The organism is Spirosoma lacussanchae (genome assembly GCF_005870035.1).
In the GTDB taxonomy this organism is placed as follows: domain Bacteria; phylum Bacteroidota; class Bacteroidia; order Cytophagales; family Spirosomataceae; genus Spirosoma; species Spirosoma lacussanchae.
Genome location: NZ_SWJG01000001.1, coordinates 1,872,492 through 1,894,071, shown reverse-complemented (window position 1 = coordinate 1,894,071; position 21,580 = coordinate 1,872,492). Strand labels below are relative to the sequence as shown.

The 21,580-nt window shown below is 53.8% G+C and carries 17 protein-coding genes; 9 read left to right on the top strand and 8 right to left on the bottom strand.

Going from position 1 to position 21,580, the window contains the following annotated elements:
- Positions 1-521 precede the first annotated feature (521 nt).
- Entirely contained in the window at positions 522-2,309 is a 1,788-nt protein-coding gene (lepA, locus tag FBR45_RS07840; protein WP_138500895.1) for a translation elongation factor 4, read from the top strand.
- 224 nt (positions 2,310-2,533) lie between these two features.
- On the opposite strand, the gene FBR45_RS07835 is transcribed toward lepA, so the two are convergent.
- The 3 genes from FBR45_RS07835 to FBR45_RS07825 all read right to left on the bottom strand — a co-directional run bounded on the left by FBR45_RS07835 (position 2,534) and on the right by FBR45_RS07825 (position 5,751).
- Positions 2,534-3,862: an ammonium transporter gene (locus tag FBR45_RS07835; RefSeq protein ID WP_138500893.1), complete on the bottom strand. Its 1,329-nt coding sequence runs from the start codon at positions 3,860-3,862 to the stop codon at positions 2,534-2,536.
- A 42-nt stretch (positions 3,863-3,904) separates the two neighbouring features.
- Positions 3,905-5,059, bottom strand: coding sequence for a porin (locus FBR45_RS07830; RefSeq protein ID WP_138500891.1), 1,155 nt, complete (start codon positions 5,057-5,059; stop codon positions 3,905-3,907).
- Between the two features lie 341 nt (positions 5,060-5,400).
- Positions 5,401-5,751: a 4Fe-4S dicluster domain-containing protein gene (locus FBR45_RS07825; protein ID WP_077919998.1), complete on the bottom strand. Its 351-nt coding sequence runs from the start codon at positions 5,749-5,751 to the stop codon at positions 5,401-5,403.
- Positions 5,752-5,885: 134 nt separating this feature from the next.
- Here FBR45_RS07825 and FBR45_RS07820 point away from each other — a divergent pair, with 134 nt between their 5' ends.
- A complete protein-coding gene (locus FBR45_RS07820; protein ID WP_138500889.1) occupies positions 5,886-6,905 on the top strand; it encodes an acyl-CoA reductase in 1,020 nt (339 codons plus the stop codon).
- 148 nt (positions 6,906-7,053) lie between these two features.
- Here FBR45_RS07820 and FBR45_RS07815 read toward each other — a convergent pair whose 3' ends face one another.
- From FBR45_RS07815 to FBR45_RS07800, 4 genes are all read right to left on the bottom strand, one after another.
- Complete coding sequence (locus tag FBR45_RS07815; protein ID WP_138500887.1) at positions 7,054-8,784, bottom strand: hypothetical protein; 1,731 nt, start codon at positions 8,782-8,784, stop codon at positions 7,054-7,056.
- A gap of 279 nt (positions 8,785-9,063) precedes the next feature.
- Positions 9,064-10,284: a ligand-binding sensor domain-containing protein gene (locus FBR45_RS26335; RefSeq protein ID WP_171044851.1), complete on the bottom strand. Its 1,221-nt coding sequence runs from the start codon at positions 10,282-10,284 to the stop codon at positions 9,064-9,066.
- 84 nt (positions 10,285-10,368) lie between these two features.
- Positions 10,369-11,226, bottom strand: a complete 858-nt coding sequence (locus FBR45_RS07805) for a glycoside hydrolase family 16 protein (RefSeq protein WP_138500884.1) — start codon at positions 11,224-11,226, stop codon at positions 10,369-10,371.
- A gap of 89 nt (positions 11,227-11,315) precedes the next feature.
- Positions 11,316-12,161 (bottom strand): alpha/beta hydrolase, encoded by an 846-nt coding sequence (locus FBR45_RS07800; protein ID WP_138500882.1) that lies wholly within the window; start codon positions 12,159-12,161, stop codon positions 11,316-11,318.
- 376 nt (positions 12,162-12,537) lie between these two features.
- Here FBR45_RS07800 and FBR45_RS07795 point away from each other — a divergent pair, with 376 nt between their 5' ends.
- From FBR45_RS07795 to FBR45_RS07785, 3 genes are all read left to right on the top strand, one after another.
- Positions 12,538-13,242, top strand: a complete 705-nt coding sequence (locus tag FBR45_RS07795; RefSeq protein ID WP_138500880.1) for an esterase family protein — start codon at positions 12,538-12,540, stop codon at positions 13,240-13,242.
- Positions 13,243-13,254: 12 nt separating this feature from the next.
- On the top strand, positions 13,255-13,728 hold the full coding sequence (locus tag FBR45_RS07790) for a DinB family protein (RefSeq protein ID WP_138500878.1): 474 nt from the start codon (positions 13,255-13,257) through the stop codon (positions 13,726-13,728).
- Positions 13,729-13,801: 73 nt separating this feature from the next.
- On the top strand, positions 13,802-14,857 hold the full coding sequence (locus FBR45_RS07785) for an ATP-grasp domain-containing protein (RefSeq protein ID WP_138500876.1): 1,056 nt from the start codon (positions 13,802-13,804) through the stop codon (positions 14,855-14,857).
- Positions 14,858-14,933: 76 nt separating this feature from the next.
- Here FBR45_RS07785 and FBR45_RS07780 read toward each other — a convergent pair whose 3' ends face one another.
- Positions 14,934-15,149, bottom strand: coding sequence for a hypothetical protein (locus tag FBR45_RS07780; RefSeq protein ID WP_138500874.1), 216 nt, complete (start codon positions 15,147-15,149; stop codon positions 14,934-14,936).
- Between the two features lie 215 nt (positions 15,150-15,364).
- On the opposite strand from FBR45_RS07780, the gene FBR45_RS07775 reads away from it, so the two are divergent.
- The 4 genes from FBR45_RS07775 (at position 15,365) to FBR45_RS07760 (ending at position 21,538) form a co-directional block, all read left to right on the top strand.
- Positions 15,365-17,008, top strand: coding sequence for a TldD/PmbA family protein (locus FBR45_RS07775; RefSeq protein ID WP_138500872.1), 1,644 nt, complete (start codon positions 15,365-15,367; stop codon positions 17,006-17,008).
- A 102-nt stretch (positions 17,009-17,110) separates the two neighbouring features.
- Positions 17,111-18,451 (top strand): TldD/PmbA family protein, encoded by a 1,341-nt coding sequence (locus FBR45_RS07770; RefSeq protein WP_138500870.1) that lies wholly within the window; start codon positions 17,111-17,113, stop codon positions 18,449-18,451.
- Positions 18,452-18,536: 85 nt separating this feature from the next.
- Positions 18,537-20,177, top strand: a complete 1,641-nt coding sequence (locus FBR45_RS07765) for a TldD/PmbA family protein (RefSeq protein WP_138500868.1) — start codon at positions 18,537-18,539, stop codon at positions 20,175-20,177.
- A gap of 23 nt (positions 20,178-20,200) precedes the next feature.
- A complete protein-coding gene (locus FBR45_RS07760) occupies positions 20,201-21,538 on the top strand; it encodes a TldD/PmbA family protein (protein ID WP_138500866.1) in 1,338 nt (445 codons plus the stop codon).
- Positions 21,539-21,580: the final 42 nt, after the last annotated feature.

Here is a 21,580-nt window from a genome sequence, read left to right as displayed (position 1 = left end):
TCTGTTCCATTTTTGATGAATCTCAACAAAAATACCATTATTCTAAATTTTTTCTAAATTTTGAGAATTTTTACTGCAAAATTTGCAACGAATCATTCGTATGTACTATCTTTGCATTGTCAAGTTGATCGAGCGGGGTCACACGCCGGTCTTCTTGATGTCTTTGAATCTCACACTGTAGGGTGTCGAAATTGGCAGACGTGCCCTCCTGTCTCGGGGGTGGTGATAAGGGATAAACGCAGCATAATGCCGCCCGCAAGGGCGACTGGGGTTGACCACCAGAGTTGTACTGTGGCTAACTGCACCGTGGGCGGTTCGAGTCCCCCTCCTACAGCATCGCAGCGCTCAGACCTTCGGGTCGGCGTTCGATTGGTTTTAGTTTGTTGATGAAGTGTAATCAGACACGCCGGTCTCCGTGAGATCGGCGTTTGTTTTTTGATACCCATTCCGGGCCAACGCAAACGCGGACTTTTTTGCCTAATTTTGCAGTTTACAGGTAAAGACCTCTCCGTTCTTCCAACGTGAAACATATTCGTAACTTTTGCATTATTGCCCACATCGACCACGGTAAAAGTACCCTCGCCGACCGGTTGCTGGAATTCACTAAAACCGTTGGCTCCCGCGATATGCAGGCCCAACTGCTCGACGATATGGATCTGGAGCGCGAACGTGGTATCACGATCAAAAGCCACGCGATTCAGATGGATTACATGTATAATGGCGAGCTGTATACATTGAATCTCATCGACACACCAGGCCATGTCGATTTTAGCTACGAAGTCTCCCGCTCCATTGCCGCCTGCGAAGGAGCACTGCTGCTGGTGGATGCGTCGCAGGGCACCGAAGCTCAGACAATCTCCAACCTGTATCTGGCCCTGAACAATGACCTGGTCATCATCCCCGTTCTGAACAAGATCGACCTGCCGGGTGCCAGACCCGAAGAGATCAAGGATGAAATGGTCGACCTGCTCGGGTGCGACCGGGACGAAATTATTCCGGCATCGGGTAAAGAAGGAATAGGTGTTCCAGAAATTCTGGCCGCCATTGTAGAGCGGATTCCTGCCCCCAAAGGCGAACCGGCTGGTCCGCTGCAGGCGCTGATTTTCGACTCGCATTTCAATTCCTACCGGGGTATCGAGGTAATTTTCCGGGTTAAGAACGGCCGTATCCGCAAGGGCGATAAGGTTAAGTTTATGAATACCGGCAAAGAATATACCGCAGACGAGATTGGCACCCTTCGGCTGACGCAGGAACCCAAAGACGTTATCGAGTGTGGCGACGTAGGGTATCTGATTTCCGGGATCAAAGTAGCCAAGGAAGTTAAAGTCGGTGATACCGTCACGACCCTCGACAACCCAGCCAGCGCGGCTATACAAGGGTTCTCAGAGGTCAAACCCATGGTGTTTGCGGGCATCTACCCGGTAGAAACTAGCGAATTCGAAGACCTGCGCGATGCTATGGAAAAGCTGCAGCTCAACGATGCCGCCCTGGTGTGGGAACCCGAAACGTCGGCGGCTCTGGGCTTTGGATTCCGTTGCGGCTTTCTGGGTATGCTCCACATGGAGATCGTACAGGAACGGCTAGAGCGCGAATTCAATATGACGGTTATCACCACGGTACCGTCGGTGCGTTTTGAGGTAATGACCACAAAAGGCCAGGAACTCCAGGTATCTGCCCCGGCTGAAATGCCCGAGCCAAACCTGATCGACTACATCGAGGAACCGTTTATCCGGGCGCAGATCATTACGAAGGCCGAATATGTCGGGGGAATCATGGGCTTGTGCATGGATAAGCGAAGCTTACTCAAAAATCAGGTTTACCTGACCGCCGACCGCGTCGAACTTCAGTTCGAGATGCCCCTGGCCGAAGTGGTATTTGACTTTTTCGATAAGCTCAAGACCATCTCGCGTGGGTATGCCTCCCTCGACTACGAGTTCATCGATAACCGCGAGTCAGATATGGTGAAGCTCGACGTTATGCTCAACGGCGATAAGGTCGATGCGCTGTCGGCCATTGTTCACCGCTCCAAGTCGTATGAGTGGGGCAAGAAATTATGCGAAAAGTTACGCGAGCTCATTCCCCGCCAGCAGTTCGAAATTGCCATTCAGGCCGCTATCGGTCAGAAGATTATTGCCCGCGAAACCCTGAGTGCCTTACGCAAAGACGTACTGGCCAAATGTTACGGGGGCGACATCAGTCGAAAGCGTAAACTGCTCGAAAAGCAGAAAAAAGGTAAGAAACGAATGCGCCAGGTCGGCAACGTTGAAATTCCGCAGGAAGCCTTTATGGCCGTGCTGAAAATCAACTAAGCCTGGTTCTTCAGACATAAAAAAGCCAGCTCTAAGGTGAGCTGGCTTTTTTGTTATCAGAAGGGCTAAAAACAGGAAACCGCCCCCAAGCGGGAGCGGCTCCACGAGTACAACAAAACCACAGTAAAGCTGTCGGACATTTCGGCCAGACAGGATGCCTGTGGCTCTGTTGATCGTTCGGTATATGGCATTCGGTTAACCGTTAACCGAATGCCGCAGAACTATTAGGCTTCGATCAGGAATTCGTCGTGCTGGCTGACGTCCAGACCCTGCTTCTCGTCGTCTTCCGACACGCGCAGCGGCAGAATCAGGTCCGTCACTTTCAGGAGCAGGAACGACATGGCGAAAGCAAAGGCCGATACCAGGACCAGCGCAATCATGTGCTCAATGAAGAGACCTGTTTCACCAAAGGCCAGTCCTTCAACCGTTACGGCTGAGTTTACGCCTTTGCTGGCAAAAATACCGGTCATAATCATACCGACCATACCGCCTACACCGTGGCAGGGGAACACGTCGAGCGTATCGTCCAGGGTCGATTTCGAGCGCAGGTGCGCTACGTAGTTCGATACCATCGCACCGATCGTACCGATGAAGATAGCGGTCGGAATGGTTACGAAGCCGGCAGCCGGGGTGATAGCAACCAGACCTACTACAGCACCGATACAGAAACCAAGCGCCGACACCTTCTTACCTTTTGCCGCGTCGAAAAGTACCCAGGCCAAACCAGCCGCAGCAGCCGCCGTGTTGGTGGTAGCGAAAGCCGAAGCGGCCAGCGGAGAAGCCCCTACGGCCGAACCCGCGTTGAATCCGAACCAGCCGAACCACAGCAGACCCGTACCGAGCAACACGAATGGAATGTTAGCTGGAGGCAATACACTGGCTTCTACGTGCGACTTCCGACGCTTCAGGTAGATAGCGCCTGCCAGAGCCGCCCAACCTGCCGACATGTGAACAACCGTACCGCCGGCAAAGTCAAGCACACCACGCTTAAACAGGAGGCCTTCAGGGTGCCAGGTCATGTGCGCCAGCGGGCTGTACACGAACAGGCTGAACAGAATCATGAACAATACGTACGACCGGAAGTTGATCCGTTCTGCCATCGATCCCGTTACCAGGGCCGGTGTAATCACGGCAAACTTCAACTGGAAGAAGGCAAATACCACGAGCGGGATGCTGGCGGCCAGCGACCAGGGCTTACCATCCAGAACCCCCTGGAACATGAAGTGATCGAACGGGTTACCAACAACGCCACCGATCGAGCTTCCGAACGCTAGGCTGAAGCCAACAACCACCCACAGTACGCTGATAGCGCCCATGGCAATGAAGCTCTGCAGCATGGTTGAGATAACGTTCTTGTTGTTTACCATGCCGCCGTAGAAATACGCCAGACCGGGTGTCATCAATAGCACGAGGGCCGTGGCCACAAGCATCCAGGCGGTATCGCCCGAGTTGATCCCTTCCGTCACGATCTGCGTCGGAACGGCCGGCATAAAGATGGCTGCTATGCTGATTATCAGCAGAATAGCAAGGGGGATGTAGTTAGGTTTTTGCATTGTATTGGAGGGGTTTTTGTTGTACTTGTTTGCTAAAGAGAGTTAGAACTTAAAGATTGCGGCCATACCCAAGGTTGTTTGTGAGGGTGTCAGGCTGCCGTCATTTTTCTCAAACTTGTCGGCTGAGTAGCTATCGATGCGCAGCTCAGGCTTCAGCAACACATGACCATCGGCGGCCGTGATGTTTCCCGTTATCGTGATCGAGTTTACGCTGGCTCCATTACCCGCTGCGTCGGTCAGTGCACGGGCACCTTTCTTGTTGTCAAACACTTCGTAGCGGGCACCCAGACCAAATTTGTCCGTGAATGCATAGTTCGTATAGAACGCCACGCCACTCCAGCTTGTCGAGGCCGACGGTCCACCAAACCCCTGGAAATCGCCTTTCTGCGTACCCGTTGCGGCATTCAGGCCAACAAAAAACTTGGAGGTAATCTGGTAGGTGGTTGTCAAATCGTAAAGCGCGTAGCTGGCGTTATCGGCTGAGGTGCCGTTAATGTCCTGCGAAGCTTCATTGGAGACGATCCCGTTCAGGTAGACGTTCCATCCCGCTACCGGCGAGAAAAAGAACTGTCCGATAAGGCCCTTCTTTTTGTTGTTGTCGAACAGGTTGTCTACGTTGTTGACCACGCCCAGCATTAAATAAGAGCGGTCGCTGAACGAATACTGTCCTTTCAGACCAATGTGGTAGAAAGGACCATTGTTGAAAAGATTCGATAGCGAGTAGTTGTAGTTGACCGGGGCGTCAATTACTTCATACCCGATGTGCGTACCGAACTGACCAGCAGTGAATGTCAGCTTGGGCGTTGCTTTAAAGGTGATATAAGCCTGTTTGATGGCCAGCGATGATGAGCCAGGGCCAAGGGGGCCGACGTAGTTACCATAGTTCCCCAAGTCAGCAAACGGGCCGAAGGCTATGTCTGCTACAGCATCAACCTTGTCGGACGTGTAGGTCGCTTTAGCCTGAATAAGCCCGATACCGAACTGACCGGCCCGCTGATCGAAGGCACGGGCGTTACCAACACCCTGGCCATTTAAGCCCAGGTTGGACTGACTTTTCGGGTTATTAAAGTTGCCGATATAATAGGTATCGAGGTATCCTGAAAATGTAAATTTACCGGGCGTAGTAGATGTGGAATCCTGGGCACTGACGCCATAAAATGAAAGCAAAGAACTTAGAAGTAAAAATGCTTTTTTCATAGTGATTGTTTTGCTGACCGGGCGGCCTTATGGTGGTTTGTTCGGGAACAAATTTTAGGATAAAAATGAGCGTATGCAACAGATAGCGTGAGATTATTACGTCATTTTCGTGTTTTTACTCAATTTTGTTTAAAATATTCTAATAAATCCAGCATTAATACTGAAAATATGATGAAATAATATGCTTGCATAATATTTTGCCAACAGCCCCTTAAGCCAAATATTATAAAATTTTAAATTAATGTAGATAAGGAAGTTCTCAACAGCTTAAAAATTGGACAAAACAAAAAACCCGGCTACCTAGTAGCCGGGTTCTTATTTACGAAAAAATTAGACGTTAATCAGGCTTCAGCATGTAGCCAAGCCTTTTTAGCCAGTAGCGTTTCTTCATCTTCTACGTGTTCAGGATCCGGAACACAACAGTCGACGGGGCAAACGGCAGCGCATTGTGGTTCTTCGTGAAAACCCATGCACTCCGTGCATTTATCGCTGACGATGTAATAGAACTCGTTGGAGACAGGCGACTGAGGTGCTTTCCCGCTCACGACCGTTCCATCACCAAAATCGACGTCGGTCAGTTCGGTCCCTCCACCCCACGTCCATTCAACACCACCTTCGTAGATAGCTGTATTGGGGCATTCGGGTTCGCAGGCACCACAGTTGATGCACTCATCGGTGATCATGATTGCCATGAGCAGTACAGATTTATTGGAGGTAAAAGTATAGACTATTGAATTGGACAACAAATATAACTATTTAAAGGTTGGCGGCAAACTAAATTTTAATCACTTCGGTTGATGGGGTATTCCATTTGATTATTTCATACATGCTTCAATCAGAACGCCTGCAAACGTTCATAGCGCTCGGTGACTTTTTACGCTCAGCCGAGGCTCAGCCCGAATTAACCGAAATAGCCCACCGGGCTCATGCCCGCAATAACTGGTTCACCGTAGCCAATTCACTAAACGCGTTGTCAGCCATTGCCGATGAATTTCTGACAGCTCAGAAACTAACCGACTGGGCTAGCTCGTACCGGCCAGAACCCGACTCTCCCAAACAGGTTGGCGTCGTGATGGCTGGTAATATTCCGGCCGTTGGCTTTCATGACCTCCTTTGCGTGCTGATGAGCGGCCACACCCTGCTGGCCAAACTAAGCAGCCAAGATTTTGTACTTATCCATTATTTAATACAAAAAATAAAGGAGTTCAATCCAGCTTTTGATTCCTTGATCGTCGAGGCAGAACGGCTTAACGCGGCCGAGGCTTATATCGCTACGGGTAGTAATAATTCAGCGCGCTACTTCGACTACTATTTTGCCAGCAAGCCGCACATCATCCGCAAGAACCGATCTTCGGTTGCTCTGTTGATTGGCGAAGAGAGCGACGATGAGTTGCTGAAACTGGATCATGACCTATCCGGCTACTACGGTCTGGGCTGTCGGAATGTGTCCACGCTGCTGGTGCCGGAAGGGTACGACTTCACGCCCCTGCTCCGAACGCTGGAGCCGCTGGCCAAGCGGTACCTCGACAACCATAAGTATCAGAATAACTACGACTATAATAAGTCGATTTATCTGATCAACGGGGTTCCTCATTACGACAATGGGTACCTGCTCGTTACCGAAAACGATGCGCTGGTTTCGCCCATATCGGTCGTCTATTACCACACCTACCAGACCCAGGACGACGCCAGAGACTGGCTCGACGCCCACAAATCCCAGATTCAGGTGGTTGCATCGGCGCAGGGCTGGCTCCCGGGCAGTGTTCCCTTCGGTAGAACCCAGCGCCCCGGCCTGACCGACTACGCCGACGGTATCGATACGATGGCGTTTCTGAGTAAACTGTGATGATGAATGATGAATGATGAATGATGAATGATGAAATACATATTTATTATTCACGATTCATCATTCATTTTACATTTCGCCACCGTGATCCAGGCGGATCACGGTGGCGGGTTAACTCATCGCTCATCATTCATCACTCATAACTCACTCAATATCGCCAGCTTTTGAGGTCGGCGTTTACGGGGTGGTTCTCTTCCATTCGCTTCAGCATCTTATCGATGTACATCGTGTTGTAGCGTAGGCGACTGATGTAGTTCGGGACGTTCGGATCACCGTTCCAGCAGTGTTCAAACCGATCGCCATAGGCTACCTCGGAGCGGGCTGGCGGGTTCTGAACCTTCTGCAGAAAGTCTTCCATCAGGTATACCGCGTTATTGAGGTAGTAGTTGTCCATATCTCCACAGTAGATATGGATTTTGCCGGTCACTTTCGGGCCCAGTGTTTTCCAGTCCCGTTTCAGTATGTGGAGCAGGTCAAAATGCTCGCGCCAGTAGCTGGCCACGCTGGGGTCTATTTCGCCGGTCAGCTTATTCCAGATACGTTTGGGATAGCCCGATGGAGCAGCTGGCGAATAAACCGCTTCCCAGATATCGAACTGATCGCCGGAGCGGGAGTTGGTTCCAAGGGCTAGCTCACGGTGATTGGTCTCTTCCATGGTCACCTTCACCTGTCCGAGGTAGTTGCGCTGGCTGGGTCGGGGTGTACGCCGTAAAGGCCCTTCGGCATAGTAGGCGTTTTTGTCTTTGTACAGATTGAAGACCGTATAGGCATCAAAACTGATCGGGTCGGGGCAGGCCGCAAAACAACCGTTGAACTCATCGGGATAGAATACCTGAGCCGCCAGCGCTTCCCAGCCGCCCGTGCTACCGCCGTAGGTGAACCGGGCCCACCCCTGCCCTATTCCCCGAAAACGGGTTTCGATCTCGGGCAGGAGTTCGTACATAATGGCATCGCCGTATGGCCCCAGATTTTCGGAATTCACCGCGTACGAATCGTCATAATACGGGTTGGCATGCTGAATTTCGACAATCAGCATCCGCGGAAAGTCTTTACTGGTCCATTTTTTATAAAAGTCGTAGGCTTCCTGCGCCACAATCTTCTTGTACCCCCGCAACTTGAACCGCTCAATGTAGTCGGTTGTATCCATATTGGCGGGGGGTGGTGTTTCGCTGAACCCGCTGAAATCGTCGGGAAAATGACCGTGAAAAATAGCGAGTGGGTAGCGGGCTTCCGGGTGTTCGTCGAAGCCGGCTGGCAGCAGGATATGGGCGCCGAGGTACATCGGACGACCCCAGAATTCAGTCAGGCGTTTACTCTGGATCTTGATGTGCTTTATGAATTTGGTATCCTTAGGCTCTTCGATGGGCGGATTGACTTGGTCCATAACAACGGCAACGGTCTGCCTGCCGCCTGCTTTGAGGGTTATTTTCTGCGGCTTGCTGAACAGGTTTCCCGGCGCCGTTCGCCAGTTCTGGCCTTCGCCCCGATCCATCGGCAATTTCACGGTATTGCGCGTTCCGTTGGGGCCGTTCTTAATCTGGAAGGTTTCGTACTTGTGTAATACAGCCTGCACGTAATAATCACCAGTGGGCAGGCCGCGGAGGCTGCGTTTGGGATACCCAAATACGGTAGCGTCAACCAGCGCGCCCTGACCGGGCTTGAGTCCGTTAACATCGACACCAAAGAGCTGGGCTGTTTCGACCGCATCACTTACCTGCTGCCGGGGCTCGGGCGATGCAGTCTTGGCCAGGATGAGCAGGACCCGGCCATCGAGTGGCTGCTGGCTCCGCGAAGCAGGGAATGTGACGGAGAACGTAGTTTGCGCCCGTGCCGATAAGGCCGTAGCAAGGAAGCATAGGGTCAGTAAACGTAGTTTCATAATGTTCGTATAAAGTGAAACGGCCGAAGGCCAATGCGGATGTTTGGTACACCACGTCAGTCTTCAAACGTTAACCTACGAACTTTCTGCGAAACTACATCGGCTGGCAGATTCAGGTATCCTTTTACCTGTTTGTAATCCTTGAAATCAACAACTCAAAAGGGCGTACTAGCATGCGGTGAACCCGTAACTGCGTCTGGTTCCCAGCCCTTTTGTTGATACGTCGGCAGTTTGGTCAACAAACAGGGCTGTGCTCTGAGCAACTGATAAGACCGGGTGTCAGAATCTACTACTTCGGGTAATTGGTATGCTGCTTGATCTTCCGAATTTGCCGCAGATGCCGGTCCACATGGCCCCACTGGTATATGTAAACCTGATGCATATTGCGGGGAAACTGGGGCGGCCTGGGTATTCCCGATTCGGTATCGAGTTCTGTAGATTCATTGGCGGAATATTCAGCCGCTCGGTATGCATGGCCTGGTCGGCAGGGTCAAATTGAACCAGCGCCTGGTTAGCCAGCCAAAGCCGCCCCTCCCGGTCGGTAAATAAACGATCAATCTGATTAGTAAGCAGTCCCTGAATCAGAGCTGGCTGAGCTACGTAATTTCCGACAAACCGCCGGTTTCGGCGGTTGAAAAACAGCAGACCGAAATCATGTGTGGCCAGCCACAAGAGTGAGTCGCCAGTAACAGCCGGCACGGTCGCAATGTCCTGAATGGATATAAACTTTGACTGGACCAGCGTAGTAGGCGGCTTGAAATGAGTTACCTGTCTCGTTTTAGGATCGAACAGCACCAGCCCCCGCCCGTTGCGGCCCATCCAGATGTGTCCGTCGGTGTCCATGAAGGCCGAGATAAAATGTTCATTACCATCTTCATCGATGGTATCGAACCAGTGGCTGTTCCGGGCGGGGTCATACACATAAACACCTTCTGAAGCGGCAATGACGAGTTGGTCATCAACCGTCAGTAACGCCCGAAACGGCCTGAATAGCTGATTAATACTGGTCGGGTACGTGCAACCCGTGTGCAGGTCATATCGAAACAACCCGCGCGATGTGGTCATCCAGAAGCAATGCCGCTTTTTGTCGAGCAACAAATGAATATCTGGCCGAACTAGCCAGTGGCTAAGGGGCGTATCTACCGCCAGGAGGCTGTCCAGCCGGGCGTCGTAGCGATAGAGACCACGCTGGGTTAGGAGCCAGAGCATACCGCGCTCGTCTGTCGCGAAAACCGGTCGCGTATCGTCGGCAAGCCGGGTGCGGGGCGATGCCGGCAACCGATAGCTACGAAACAACCGCCCATCGAAGCGGCTGATGCCTGAACGCGCGGCTACCCACAGAAATCCCGCTCTGTCCTGATTTAACTCCGTAATTTGCCCGTTGGGCAGGCCAATGCCGGTCGTATAATGGGGAAACTTCAGGTACGCTGGCAACTGGGCGCAAACCGGGACGTGTAGCCCGGTTGCCAGCATAGTAAGGAGCCATAGAACACAGCGCATAGGGTGAAACGGTTCATCCACAGATTCAGATGCGGATTAGTCGCAAGTAACACCCAATTACATAACATTCAGCCAACCAGTGTGTTATTGGTAAACCCGCACGTAATCAACTTCCATTCGTTGCGGCCAGATGGTCTCGTCAACGCCCTGCTGACCACCCCAGTTACCGCCCACCGCTACGTTAAGGATCAGATAGAACGGCTGATTGAATGGCCACTGGGCTTCGCTGTTTCCCAGCGCCGACCGCGGCACGCTGTAATACTGCTGATCATCAATGTAGAAATCGATCTGATCAGCGGTCCACTCGATGGCGTACAGATGAAACGTATTGACTACGTCGGCCAGCTTCAGCTTGTTGGTCTTCTGGGTACCTTTTACGTGGTTGTAGCTTTCGGAATGAATGGACCCGTGAACCATACCCTCATCAAAGCCAACGTGCTCCATGATATCGATCTCACCACAACGGGGCCATCCCGCTGTAGATATGTTCTTGCCAAGCATCCAGACGGCTGGCCAGGTACCGCGCCCTTTGGGCAGTTTGGCATAGGCCTCGATCCGGCCGTATGTCCAGGTCTGGGTAGGCCGGGTCAGCAGCCGGGCCGAGGTATAGCTCCGGTTTTCCCAGGTTTCCCGACGGGCTTCGATGATCAGTTTACCGCCCTCTACCCGAGCGTTCTCGGGCCGTTTGCTGGTATAAAACTGCAGTTCGTTGTTGCCCCAGCCGTTGCCTCCTACTTCGTACCCCCATTTGGTTGAATCGGGTAAACCTGGAGTCGAGAACTCATCGGCCCAGACCAGTTTCCGGGTTGTTGGCGCCACCGTCTGGCTGGTGGGTGGCGTCACGGCCGGGGACAGCGGTAGAGCAGCCGGCGCATCATCAGGACGCGTGCAGGCCAGGAGAAGAGCAACTAGTACCGTATTCATCAGGCGTAAGGGTTTCATAGGTTTACCTGTCAATCGGGCAGTCGTTATAGCGCCCGGACCAACATACTGCATGGCCGTACCGGCCAGAAATAACGCCGGGTCCGGTTTTACCGGCCAAACGCCCACGTCAGAAAATCGGGCATAATCCGGCTCCAGGTCACCTGGTTATGCTGACCACCCTGAATCTCCACGTATCGGATGTCCCGGTTTCGGTCGTAGCCTTTCCTGACCAGTTCGTCGATCAGATCGGTCGTGTCGTCAATCGAGTCGATGATCCCGTTGTTATTTCGGTCGCTGGTTTCGTCGTCGGTACCCGTTTCAAACCAGAACGTCAGCCCTTTAGCATACGATCCGGACCGAACGAGCGCGTGCATGATGCGGTCGGTATCGTCAGAGTATCTCCCGTCGAACGCCCGGCTTCGCCACCAGAAAGAGCCCGAAAAAACGCCTGCTTTGCTAAACCGATCAGGATGGTGAAACACGATATCGAAAGCCGACAGACCACCCAGCGAGAAGCCGGCAAATACATTGTCGGCCGGATCGGCACTGACCGGATAATGTTTCCGGACATATGGCAGCAGTTCGGTAAGTACAAAATCAGTATACATAGCCGCTTTACTGCCCCGCTTCATGTAATCGGCCTGAGCCGCTGTACCGTATTCCTGAATCCGGTCGCCTGCGTGAATGGCCACCAGCACAAACGGGCGGATAGTCTGCTGTTTGTACAGCGAATCCAGTATGGCCTGCATGTTCAGCTGAGGCAGATCCTGCCCATCGTTTAGAAACAGAACCGGCCAGCGTGCTGCTGACAACCCACCAGCCTGCTGACCAGGCGGCAGAATGACATCGAGCCGAACCGTTCGATTCAGCGGTACGGAAACCAGCGAATCGTCATGCCGGACGGTTACGGCAACCGAATCGGCTGCAACAGAAGCCGGTAATGGTTCAGTCATGTGTGCAAGTACAAGTAGTAGTAGTGGTATCACCTCGGCAGGTATCCAGTCAGGTAAAGGTAATCAGCAAACGGCTGGATACGCTGAACCGCTCAGCTTTACGTTTCCCTCATCCCGTTGTTTTAGACCGACAAAATAAGTTCCTGGTCGATGCTGACCAAAAAATTTTGGGTGACCCGGCGTTTCACCAATGAATAGGCAGCCCGGCCCGTCCGCTTATCCGGCCTTCGCCAGCGCCTTATCCAAGGGGTTCCATTCGGGCAGGGCGGGTTGCCGAGGCTGTTAATTTTCCCGTACGCGCGGCTGTTTTTGTCGATGCCAGCTATTTGGCTAATTTCGACCCGTATTTTTACCGATCCCTACATCAACCAACACCGTGCACGAAGACTATCGCAAGTGGTACTCCCATCACCTGGGCCGCGACATAGAGATGCTGGTTTACGGCAACTGGGGCTATCCCGTTGTGCTGTTTCCTACCTCCATGGGCCATTATTATGAATACAAGGATTTCGGACTGACGGAAACCGCACGGTGGTTTGTCGAAACGGGCAAAGTTAAACTGTACTGCATCGACAGTATCGATCGGGACAGCTGGTACGCCAGGCATCTGCACCCCGGCACCCGCATCTGGAACCACGTTTTATACGACCGGTTCCTAAGTGAAGAGTTCGTGCCGGGTGTTCAGCGCGAATGCAACGTCCGTAAAATAGGGGTGGCGGGAGCCAGCTTCGGAGGCTATCACGCGCTGAATTTTGCGTTCCGGCACCCGGATCAGGTGGGGCATCTGTTCTCCATGGGCGCGGCTTTTGACATCCGGTCGTTTCTGGGTGGGTATTATGACGACAATGTTTATTTTAACAACCCACCCGATTTCATGCCCAACGCCCAGAACCCGGAGTTTCACCACATGAACATTGTGCTGGGCACCTCAGCCTATGATTTCTGCAAGAGCGGCAACATCCAGATGTCGGATATTCTGAATCGTAAAGGCATCCAGCATACGCTCGACATCACGCCCTGGGGTGATCATGACTGGCCCGTCTGGAAAGATCAGTTTCCGCGCTATCTGAGTATGATCTAACAAACGTGGCCCATGATCGCTTACACCCAGCCTACCGGCCCAATTAAGCCAGCCCTTGACCGGCTTCGTAGGCATCTGGTACAGGTACCGGAACGGTTACACGACTACTCCGAGGCTGATCTGACCTTCCATCTACCCGGCAAATGGTCCCGCAAACAACTACTCGGGCATCTGATTGACTCGGCGCTGAACAATCTCAAGCGATTTACGGACGCTCCGCTGGCCGACGGTCCTTACCAGCTTCAGGGCTACCAGCAGGATGAACTAGTGCTCGCCAACCGGTATCAGGACTTACCACTGGGGCATTTACTAAGCCTCTGGAGCAGCCTTAATACCCAGATTATTTACGTGGCCGAAGCAATACCGGCTGAGCTACTCAGCAAACCGATCCGTGTCGAAAACCCGACCGTCGATACCCTGACGCTGGGGTGGCTAATCAAGGATTATGTCGCCCATTTAGAACATCATCTGAAAACTATGTTATGAAGTAAACGGCGCTGCCGTTCCTTGTCTCACGTTCAATCCAAGCTAAACCAGGCGGGTTCCCCGTCTTGTCCGTATGAAAAAAATAGGTATCCTTTTTGGTCAGGAAAATACGTTCCCGCAGGCCTTTGTCGACCGCGTCAACGAAAAGCAAAACGAGTTTACCGCCGAATTTGTCAGCATCGACCGGGTCGAGCAGAGCGTGGCCACGGACTATGCCGTGATCATTGACCGCATCTCGCAGGACGTACCGTTCTACAAAGCCTTTCTGAAAAACGCAGCACTGACCGGCACCGCCGTTATCAACAACCCTTTCTGGTGGGCCGCCGACGAGAAGTTTTTCAACAATGCGCTGGCAATACAGCTCGGCGTACCCGTGCCAAAAACGATCCTGCTGCCCTCGAAAGAGCGCCCCGACGATACCAACCATAATTCGTTCCGCAACCTTCAGCACATGAACTGGGACGCCATTTTCGACCACATTGGGTTTCCGGCATTCATGAAACCCCACGCGGGTGGTGGCTGGAAAAGTGTATACAAGGTCGATAATGCCGAGCAGATGTTCCGGGCCTACGATGAAACGGGACAGTTGGTCATGCTCTATCAGGAGGCCATCGAATTCGACGATTATTTCCGGTGCTACTGCATTGGCGGCAAAGACGTCCGGATCATGCCTTACGAGCCACGAAATCCGCACCATCTGCGCTACGCAGCCGAGATGAAAACCACCGGCGATGCGGGCAAAAAGCTGCTGGCCACCATGACCGATTACGTACTGAAACTGAACCACGGCCTGGGTTACGACTTCAACACGGTTGAGTTTGCCGTTCGCGATGGCATTCCGATCGCTATCGACTTCTGCAACCCCGCCCCCGACGCCGACATTCACTCGGTTGGTCAGGCCAACTTTGAATGGGTTGTCGAAGCCGCGGCCAACATGGCGATCGAGCGGGCCCGTCGTGTACAGACTGGCAAAGACAACCTGACCTGGGGTACATTTGTACGCGGCTCTGTAGCCGGCACAGGCCTGACTGCACCGGACAGCAAACCGCCCAAAGCCGAAAAGGCGCCCAAAGCTGAAAAAGCCGACAAGCCCAAGAAGGAAGACAAGCCCAAAAAGGCGAAGAAATAACCGGGCGTCAGCCCGTCTGACAGTAGCCTGCTTACCGAACCAGCCCCGTGACACCGTCTCGGGGCTGGTTCGTTTGTTACAAACCGATGGCGCCGGGGTCAATGCCGGTATCGCGGGCCGAAGCGCGCAAAATAGCCAGCATCTCGATGTAGCTAAACAGACGCCCGTCAATGTAAGCATGCTCTTCCGGATCGGCGAAGGCTCGTTTCTCTTCCAGATCGCGGATGTTGGCATGTAGACTAATCAGCACATCCTGAATAAAGTCTTCCAGTTGCTGGGGTGTTGCAGGCATCGTCGGGTTGCTTTTGTACTATATAGTAAAGAAATAGGGCGAACAAAGGTTTGCCAAATATTCGTTGGCATAATTGGCAAAAAGCGACTACCATTCATCACAAATTAGTCAACTAACCACATGGATTCGGCCTTTTTTGACCATATTCGCGGTTTGCGAATAGTTCGCTGAAGAAACCCAATCATCAACGGGAACTCTAACCAGTACCAGTCAATATGAAAAGACGAGAGTTTATGCAGTTGTCCGGCGCGGGCATCGGTGGCCTCATGGTAGCCGGCATTCCGGTTCTTGGCAACACGGTTGCTCCCGAACGCCTGCTTGAGCCAGGCGCCGACGCGGCCACTAAAAAGCGCCTGGCCGATGTAGCGCTGAATGCTGCCAAAAGTAAAGGAGCTACCTATACCGATGTGCGCATTGGTCGGTACCTGCAACAGTTTCTCTTTACCCGTGAGCAAAAAGTACAAAACGTTGTCAACGCCGAATCGTACGGCATCGGCATTCGGGTAATCGCCAACGGAACCTGGGGATTTGCTGCCACCAGCGACGTTCGGCCCGAAGCCATTGCCCGCTGCGCCGAAACCGCCGTTGCTATTGCCAAAGCCAACTCCCGCCTGCAGACCGAACCGGTTAAACTGGCCCCCCAGAAAGGCGTTGGTGACGTAACCTGGAAGACGCCCCTCCAGAAAAACGCCTTTGAGATTCCGGTTGGGCAGAAAATCGATCTGCTCATGAAGGTAAACAGCGAAGCCATGAAGAATGGCGCGGCCTTCGTCACCTCCAACCTGTTCTTCGTCAACGAACAGAAATACTTTGCCTCGACCGATGGCTCGTACATCGATCAGGATGTGCATCGCATCTGGCCTACGTTTACGGTATCGGCCGTTGACCGCACGTCGGGGAAATTCAAAACCCGCGATGCGCTCTCCTCCCCCATGGGTATGGGCTACGAATACCTCGACGGGCTGGCCTCCGAGAAGATTGCCGCGCCCTACGGTCTGGTAGGCTACCGCAACTCGTACGACATGGTTGAAGATGCTACCCTGGCGGCCAAACAGGTGAAGCAGAAACTGACGGCCAAAACCGTTCAGCCCGGTAAGTATGACCTGGTACTCGACCCGAACCACCTCGGCCTGACTATCCATGAATCGGTGGGGCACCCTACCGAGCTCGACCGCGTGCTGGGTTATGAAGCCAACTACGCAGGTACCAGCTTCGCCACCCTTGATAAGTGGAAAAGCAAGAATTTCAATTACGGCAGCAAAATGGTCAACATCGTGGCTGATAAAACCCAGGTCGGTTCGCTCGGGGCCGTTGGGTATGACGATGAGGGCGTTCCCTGCAAACAGTGGGATCTGATCAAAGACGGCATCCTGGTCAACTACCAGGCCATCAGGGATCAGGCGGCTATCATCGGCGAGAACGAGTCGCACGGCTGCTGCTACGCCGACAACTGGAACTCGGTACAGTTTCAGCGGATGCCGAACGTTTCGCTGCAAGCGGGGTCCGAAAAACGCTCGGTATTCGACATGGTGAAAGGGGTCGACAAGGGCATCTACATCATTGGCCGCGGTTCATACTCGATCGATCAGCAGCGGTACAACTTCCAGTTTGGCGGGCAGCTGTTCTACGAAATCAAGAACGGCGAGATTGTCGGTATGCTCGATGATGTCGCCTACCAGTCGAATACCCAGGAATTCTGGAACTCCTGCGCCCAGCTTTGCGATCAGGACGACTACCGCACCTTCGGCTCGTTCTTCGACGGTAAGGGGCAACCCAGCCAGGTCAGCGCCGTCTCGCACGGGTCGGCCACGACGCGCTTCAACGGCGTTAACGTCATCAATACCGGCCGGAAGATTTAACCCGCACAGGCTGCTCCTCCCAATGATCAGATTCCGCGCGGCATCGATCGTCCGGCGTGGTAAGCCGCTGCCTAAACGTGTAAGAACAACCTTCAAGAGACAATGCTAACCAGAGAAGAAGCCAAAAAAATTATCGACAAGGTTCTCTCGTACGCGAAAGCCGACGAGACCGCTGTCAGCCTGTCGGGTGGCCGAACGGGCAACATCCGATACGCCCGCAACTCGGTATCGACCTCCGGGGAGTCGGACAATATGAGCCTGGCTATCACCGCTGTTTATGGCAAACGGTCCGGTACCGCTACCATCAACGAGTTCGACGATGCCTCGCTCGAGAAAACGGTTCGTCGGGCCGAAGAAATTGCCCGCCTGGCGCCCGAGAACCCGGAGTACATGCCGATGCTCGGCCCCCAGAAATACCTGGACACGAATACCTACGCCGAAAGCACGGCTAAAATAGACCCCGAATACCGCGCCAAAGCCGCGTTCGATAGTATCGACCCCTGCCGCCAGAAGAACCTGACAGCTGCCGGTTACCTCGAAGATTCAACGGGGTTCTCGGCCATCGGCAACAGCAAAGGGCTGTTTGGCTACAACCGCTCGACAGGGGTCGAATTCTCCATCACTGTTCGCACTGCCGACGGGCTGGGTTCCGGCTATGCCGCCCGCGACGTGAATGACACGAGCAAACTCAGCACCAAAGCCGCCACCGAAGTAGCCATGCAGAAAGCCCTGGCCTCGTCGTCGGCGCGGGCGCTCGAGCCGGGCAAATACACCGTTATTCTGGAGCCGACAGCCTCGGTCGAACTGCTGCAGAACATGATGGGCAGTATGGACGCCCGCAATGCCGACGAAGGCCGGTCGTTCCTGAGCAAAAAAGGGGGCGGCACCCGACTCGGTGAAAAACTGTTCGACGAACGCGTCAACATCATCACCGACCCCATGAACGCCGAACTCCCGCTTAGCCCGTTCGGCGGAGGGGGTGGCCGGTTTGGTGGGGGTGGCTCCGATGGGCGCCCCCAGGAAAGGGTTGCCTGGATCGAAAATGGTGTGGTCAAAAACATGTACTACTCCCGCTACTGGGCCGACAAAAAAGGCGTAAAAGCCATTCCGTCGCCGGGGGGTATCATCATGGCAGGTGGCACACAGTCGCTGGCCGATCTGATCAAGAGTACGGACAAAGGAATTCTGGTGACGCGTTTGTGGTACATCCGCGCCGTAGATCCGCAAACGCTGCTCTATACCGGCCTGACCCGCGACGGAACCTTCTATATCGAAAACGGCCAGATCAAGTTCCCGGTCAAGAATTTTCGGTTCAACGAAAGTCCGGTTATCATGCTCAACAACCTCGAAGCCCTGGGCAAACCGGTTCGGGCGGGTGGCCACCTGATTCCGCCCATGAAGATCCGCGACTTTACGTTCACCTCCCTGTCTGACGCCGTTTAGTTCAACCCATTCATGGTGTATGGCTGCTACCCTGGCCGGCCATACACCATGAACCCATTCCGTATTCCCATCCCAAACGTATCCTATGAATCGTCGAGACTTTACCAACATACTAGGTATGGGCACAGCCGGGCTGATGCTCCCCTCCCTACCTGCCTTTTCGCGTACTGTTGCGCCGGAAGCCCTGCTCGAAACAGGCGTCGATGTGGCCACCAAAAAGCGCCTGGCCGATGCGGCCATGAACGCGGCAAAGAGCCGGGGCGCTACGTATACCGATGTGCGTATCGGTCGGTACCTGAACCAGTTTGTCGTTACCCGTGAAGACAAAGTACAGAACATCGTCAATACCGAATCATACGGGGTAGGCGTCCGGGTTATTGCCGACGGTTGCTGGGGGTTTGCCGCCGTTGTTGATGCCCGCAGCGAAGCCGATACCGCCAAAGCCGCCGAAAAAGCCGTTGCCATTGCCAAAGCCAACGCCCGGCTGATGAAAGAGCCGGTACAGCTGGCGCCCCAGAAAGGCTATGGCGAGGTAAGCTGGAAAGCGCCGATCACCAAGAACGCGTTCGAAGTGCCCATCAAAGAAAAGGTCGACCTGCTGATGGAGGTGAACGGGGCGGCCCTGAAAAACGGTGCCAACTACGTTAACTCAGTGCTGTTCATGGTGAACGAGCAGAAATATTTTGCCTCGACCGACGGTACCTATGCCGACCAGGACATTCACCGCATGTGGCCCCTGTTTACCGTCACCGCCATCGACCCCAAAACGGGCAAGTTTGAAACCCGGCAGTCGCTCAGCGCACCGATGGGCATGGGTTACGAGTACCTGCAGGCCAACCCGTCGGACAAGGTAACGGGCATCACGACCCGCTATAACAAAGGGTACGACATGCTCGAAGACGTGACGGCAGCGGCCAAGCAGGCGCGGGCCAAGCATGCGGCCAAGTCGGTCGAAGCGGGTAAGTACGACCTCGTGCTGGACCCGTCGCACCTCTGGCTGACCATCCACGAATCCGTAGGCCACCCCCTCGAACTCGACCGCGTGCTGGGCTACGAAGCCAATTTTGCCGGTACCAGCTTCGCTACCCTCGATAAGTGGAAAAGCAAGAATTTCAACTACGGCAGTAAGCTCGTTAATCTCGTGGCCGATAAAACTCAGGTTGGTTCGCTCGGCGCCGTTGGGTATGACGACGAAGGCGTAAAATGTAAACAGTGGGACCTGGTGAAAGACGGCACCCTGGTTAACTACCAGGCCATCCGCGATCAGGTTCATATCATCGGCGAGAACGAGTCGCAGGGCTGCTGCTATGCCGACAGCTGGAGTTCCGTTCAGTTTCAGCGGATGGCGAACGTATCGCTGGCAGCTGGGAAAACGCCCCTGTCGGTGCAGCAGATGATCAAAGATGTGAAAAAGGGCATTTACATCATCGGCGACGGCTCGTTCAGCATTGATCAGCAGCGGTACAACTTCCAGTTTGGCGGGCAGCTGTTCTACGAAATCAAGAACGGCGAGATTGCCGGTATGCTCAAAGACGTGGCCTATCAGTCGAACACCCAGGAGTTCTGGAACTCCTGCGCAGCCGTCTGCGATGAGAAAGATTACCGGCTGGGCGGTTCGTTCTTCGACGGCAAAGGGCAGCCTCCGCAGTCGAGCGCCGTGTCGCACGGAAGCAGCACGACCCGGTTCAATGGCGTCAATGTGATCAATACTGCACGGAAGATTTAAGTTCGTTTAGCCGCAAACCTACCATGGCAACTATACTCACCGAGGCAGAAGCGAAAACACTGCTTCAAAAAGTCCTGAGTTACTCCAAAGCCGACGAGTGCGAAGTAAACCTGTCGGGCGAAGAACGCGGTAACGTCCGCTATGCCCGCAACGAGGTCAGCACCAGCGGCTCGCTCACCAACCAGAACCTGGTTGTTCAGTCGTCGTTCGGCAAAAAAGTGGGCACCGCTACCATCGACGAGTTCGACGATGCCTCGCTCGAAAAAGTGGTTCGTCGGGCCGAAGAACTCGCGCGGCTGGCACCCGAAAACCCCGAATACATGGGCGTACTGGGGCCACAGACGTACCTAAAAGCGAACGGTTTCTTCGATACGACTGCCAACATCACCCCCGACACCCGGGCCGAAGCCGTTGCTAAAAGTCTGCAGCTAACCCGCGACGCCAAGCTGACGGCCGCCGGGTTTATGGAAGATCGTCATGGCTATTCGGCCATGATGAACTCTAAAGGGTTGTTTGCCTACTACCCCAGCACCAATGTCAACTTCTCACTAACCGTCCGTACCGAAGACGGTAAGGGATCGGGCTACGTGGCCAGGGGCTATAGCGACATCACCAAGCTCGATACGGCGGCTGCTACCAACATCGCCATCCAGAAAGCGCGGGGCTCGGCCGAAGCCAGAGCCATCGAACCGGGTAAGTACACCGTCATTCTGGAACCCACCGCTGCGGTGGTACTTCTGGAAAACGTATTCTTCAACATGGACGCCCGGTCGGCTGATGAAGGTCGGTCCTACTTCAGTAAGTCAGGTGGTAAAAGCCGACTTGGCGACAAGATTGTCGACGAGCGCGTCACGATTTATTCGGACCCGACCAATGCTGAACTACCCGCGTCGCCCTGGTCGGGTGACGGGCAGGCCCAGCAGAAAACCATGTGGATTGAAAAAGGGGTCGTCAAGAACCTGTCGTACTCACGGTACTGGGCTCAGAAGCAAGGTAAAAAACCGCTGCCAGGCCCCAACAATGTGATCATGATGGGCGGTAACTCCTCGCTCGACGATATGATCAAGAGCACCCAGCGGGGTATTCTGGTCACCAAACTCTGGTATATCCGCGAGGTTGATCCGCAAACGATTCTGCTGACGGGCCTCACCCGCGACGGTACGTTCTATATCGAGAATGGTAAAATCAAGCATCCGGTCAAGAACTTCCGATTCAACGAAAGCCCGATCATCATGCTCAACAACCTCGAAGCCCTGGGCAAGCCAGAGCGCGTGGTCAGCACGGAGTCGGATCAGAACTACCTGATTCCACCCATGAAGATCCGGGAGTTTACCTTTACCAGCCTGTCAGACGCCGTATAACCATCCATAGCCATCGGGTGGCCCCCATCCGATGGCTATTTT

What these genes read in the sequence shown, in the direction of transcription:
- FBR45_RS07805 (WP_138500884.1), bottom strand. Translation starts at nt 11,226, where the DNA reads ATGAAACCCTTACGCCTGATGAATACGGTACTAGTTGCTCTTCTCCTG.
- FBR45_RS07765 (WP_138500868.1), top strand. Translation starts at nt 18,537, where the DNA reads ATGAATCGTCGAGACTTTACCAACATACTAGGTATGGGCACAGCCGGG.
- FBR45_RS07815 (WP_138500887.1), bottom strand. Translation starts at nt 8,784, where the DNA reads ATGAAACTACGTTTACTGACCCTATGCTTCCTTGCTACGGCCTTATCG.
- FBR45_RS07825 (WP_077919998.1), bottom strand. Translation starts at nt 5,751, where the DNA reads ATGGCAATCATGATCACCGATGAGTGCATCAACTGTGGTGCCTGCGAA.
- FBR45_RS07780 (WP_138500874.1), bottom strand. Translation starts at nt 15,149, where the DNA reads ATGCCTGCAACACCCCAGCAACTGGAAGACTTTATTCAGGATGTGCTG.
- FBR45_RS07835 (WP_138500893.1), bottom strand. Translation starts at nt 3,862, where the DNA reads ATGCAAAAACCTAACTACATCCCCCTTGCTATTCTGCTGATAATCAGC.
- FBR45_RS07760 (WP_138500866.1), top strand. Translation starts at nt 20,201, where the DNA reads ATGGCAACTATACTCACCGAGGCAGAAGCGAAAACACTGCTTCAAAAA.
- FBR45_RS07790 (WP_138500878.1), top strand. Translation starts at nt 13,255, where the DNA reads ATGATCGCTTACACCCAGCCTACCGGCCCAATTAAGCCAGCCCTTGAC.
- FBR45_RS07830 (WP_138500891.1), bottom strand. Translation starts at nt 5,059, where the DNA reads ATGAAAAAAGCATTTTTACTTCTAAGTTCTTTGCTTTCATTTTATGGC.
- FBR45_RS07820 (WP_138500889.1), top strand. Translation starts at nt 5,886, where the DNA reads ATGCTTCAATCAGAACGCCTGCAAACGTTCATAGCGCTCGGTGACTTT.
- FBR45_RS07785 (WP_138500876.1), top strand. Translation starts at nt 13,802, where the DNA reads ATGAAAAAAATAGGTATCCTTTTTGGTCAGGAAAATACGTTCCCGCAG.
- FBR45_RS26335 (WP_171044851.1), bottom strand. Translation starts at nt 10,284, where the DNA reads ATGCGCTGTGTTCTATGGCTCCTTACTATGCTGGCAACCGGGCTACAC.
- FBR45_RS07775 (WP_138500872.1), top strand. Translation starts at nt 15,365, where the DNA reads ATGAAAAGACGAGAGTTTATGCAGTTGTCCGGCGCGGGCATCGGTGGC.
- FBR45_RS07770 (WP_138500870.1), top strand. Translation starts at nt 17,111, where the DNA reads ATGCTAACCAGAGAAGAAGCCAAAAAAATTATCGACAAGGTTCTCTCG.
- FBR45_RS07800 (WP_138500882.1), bottom strand. Translation starts at nt 12,161, where the DNA reads ATGACTGAACCATTACCGGCTTCTGTTGCAGCCGATTCGGTTGCCGTA.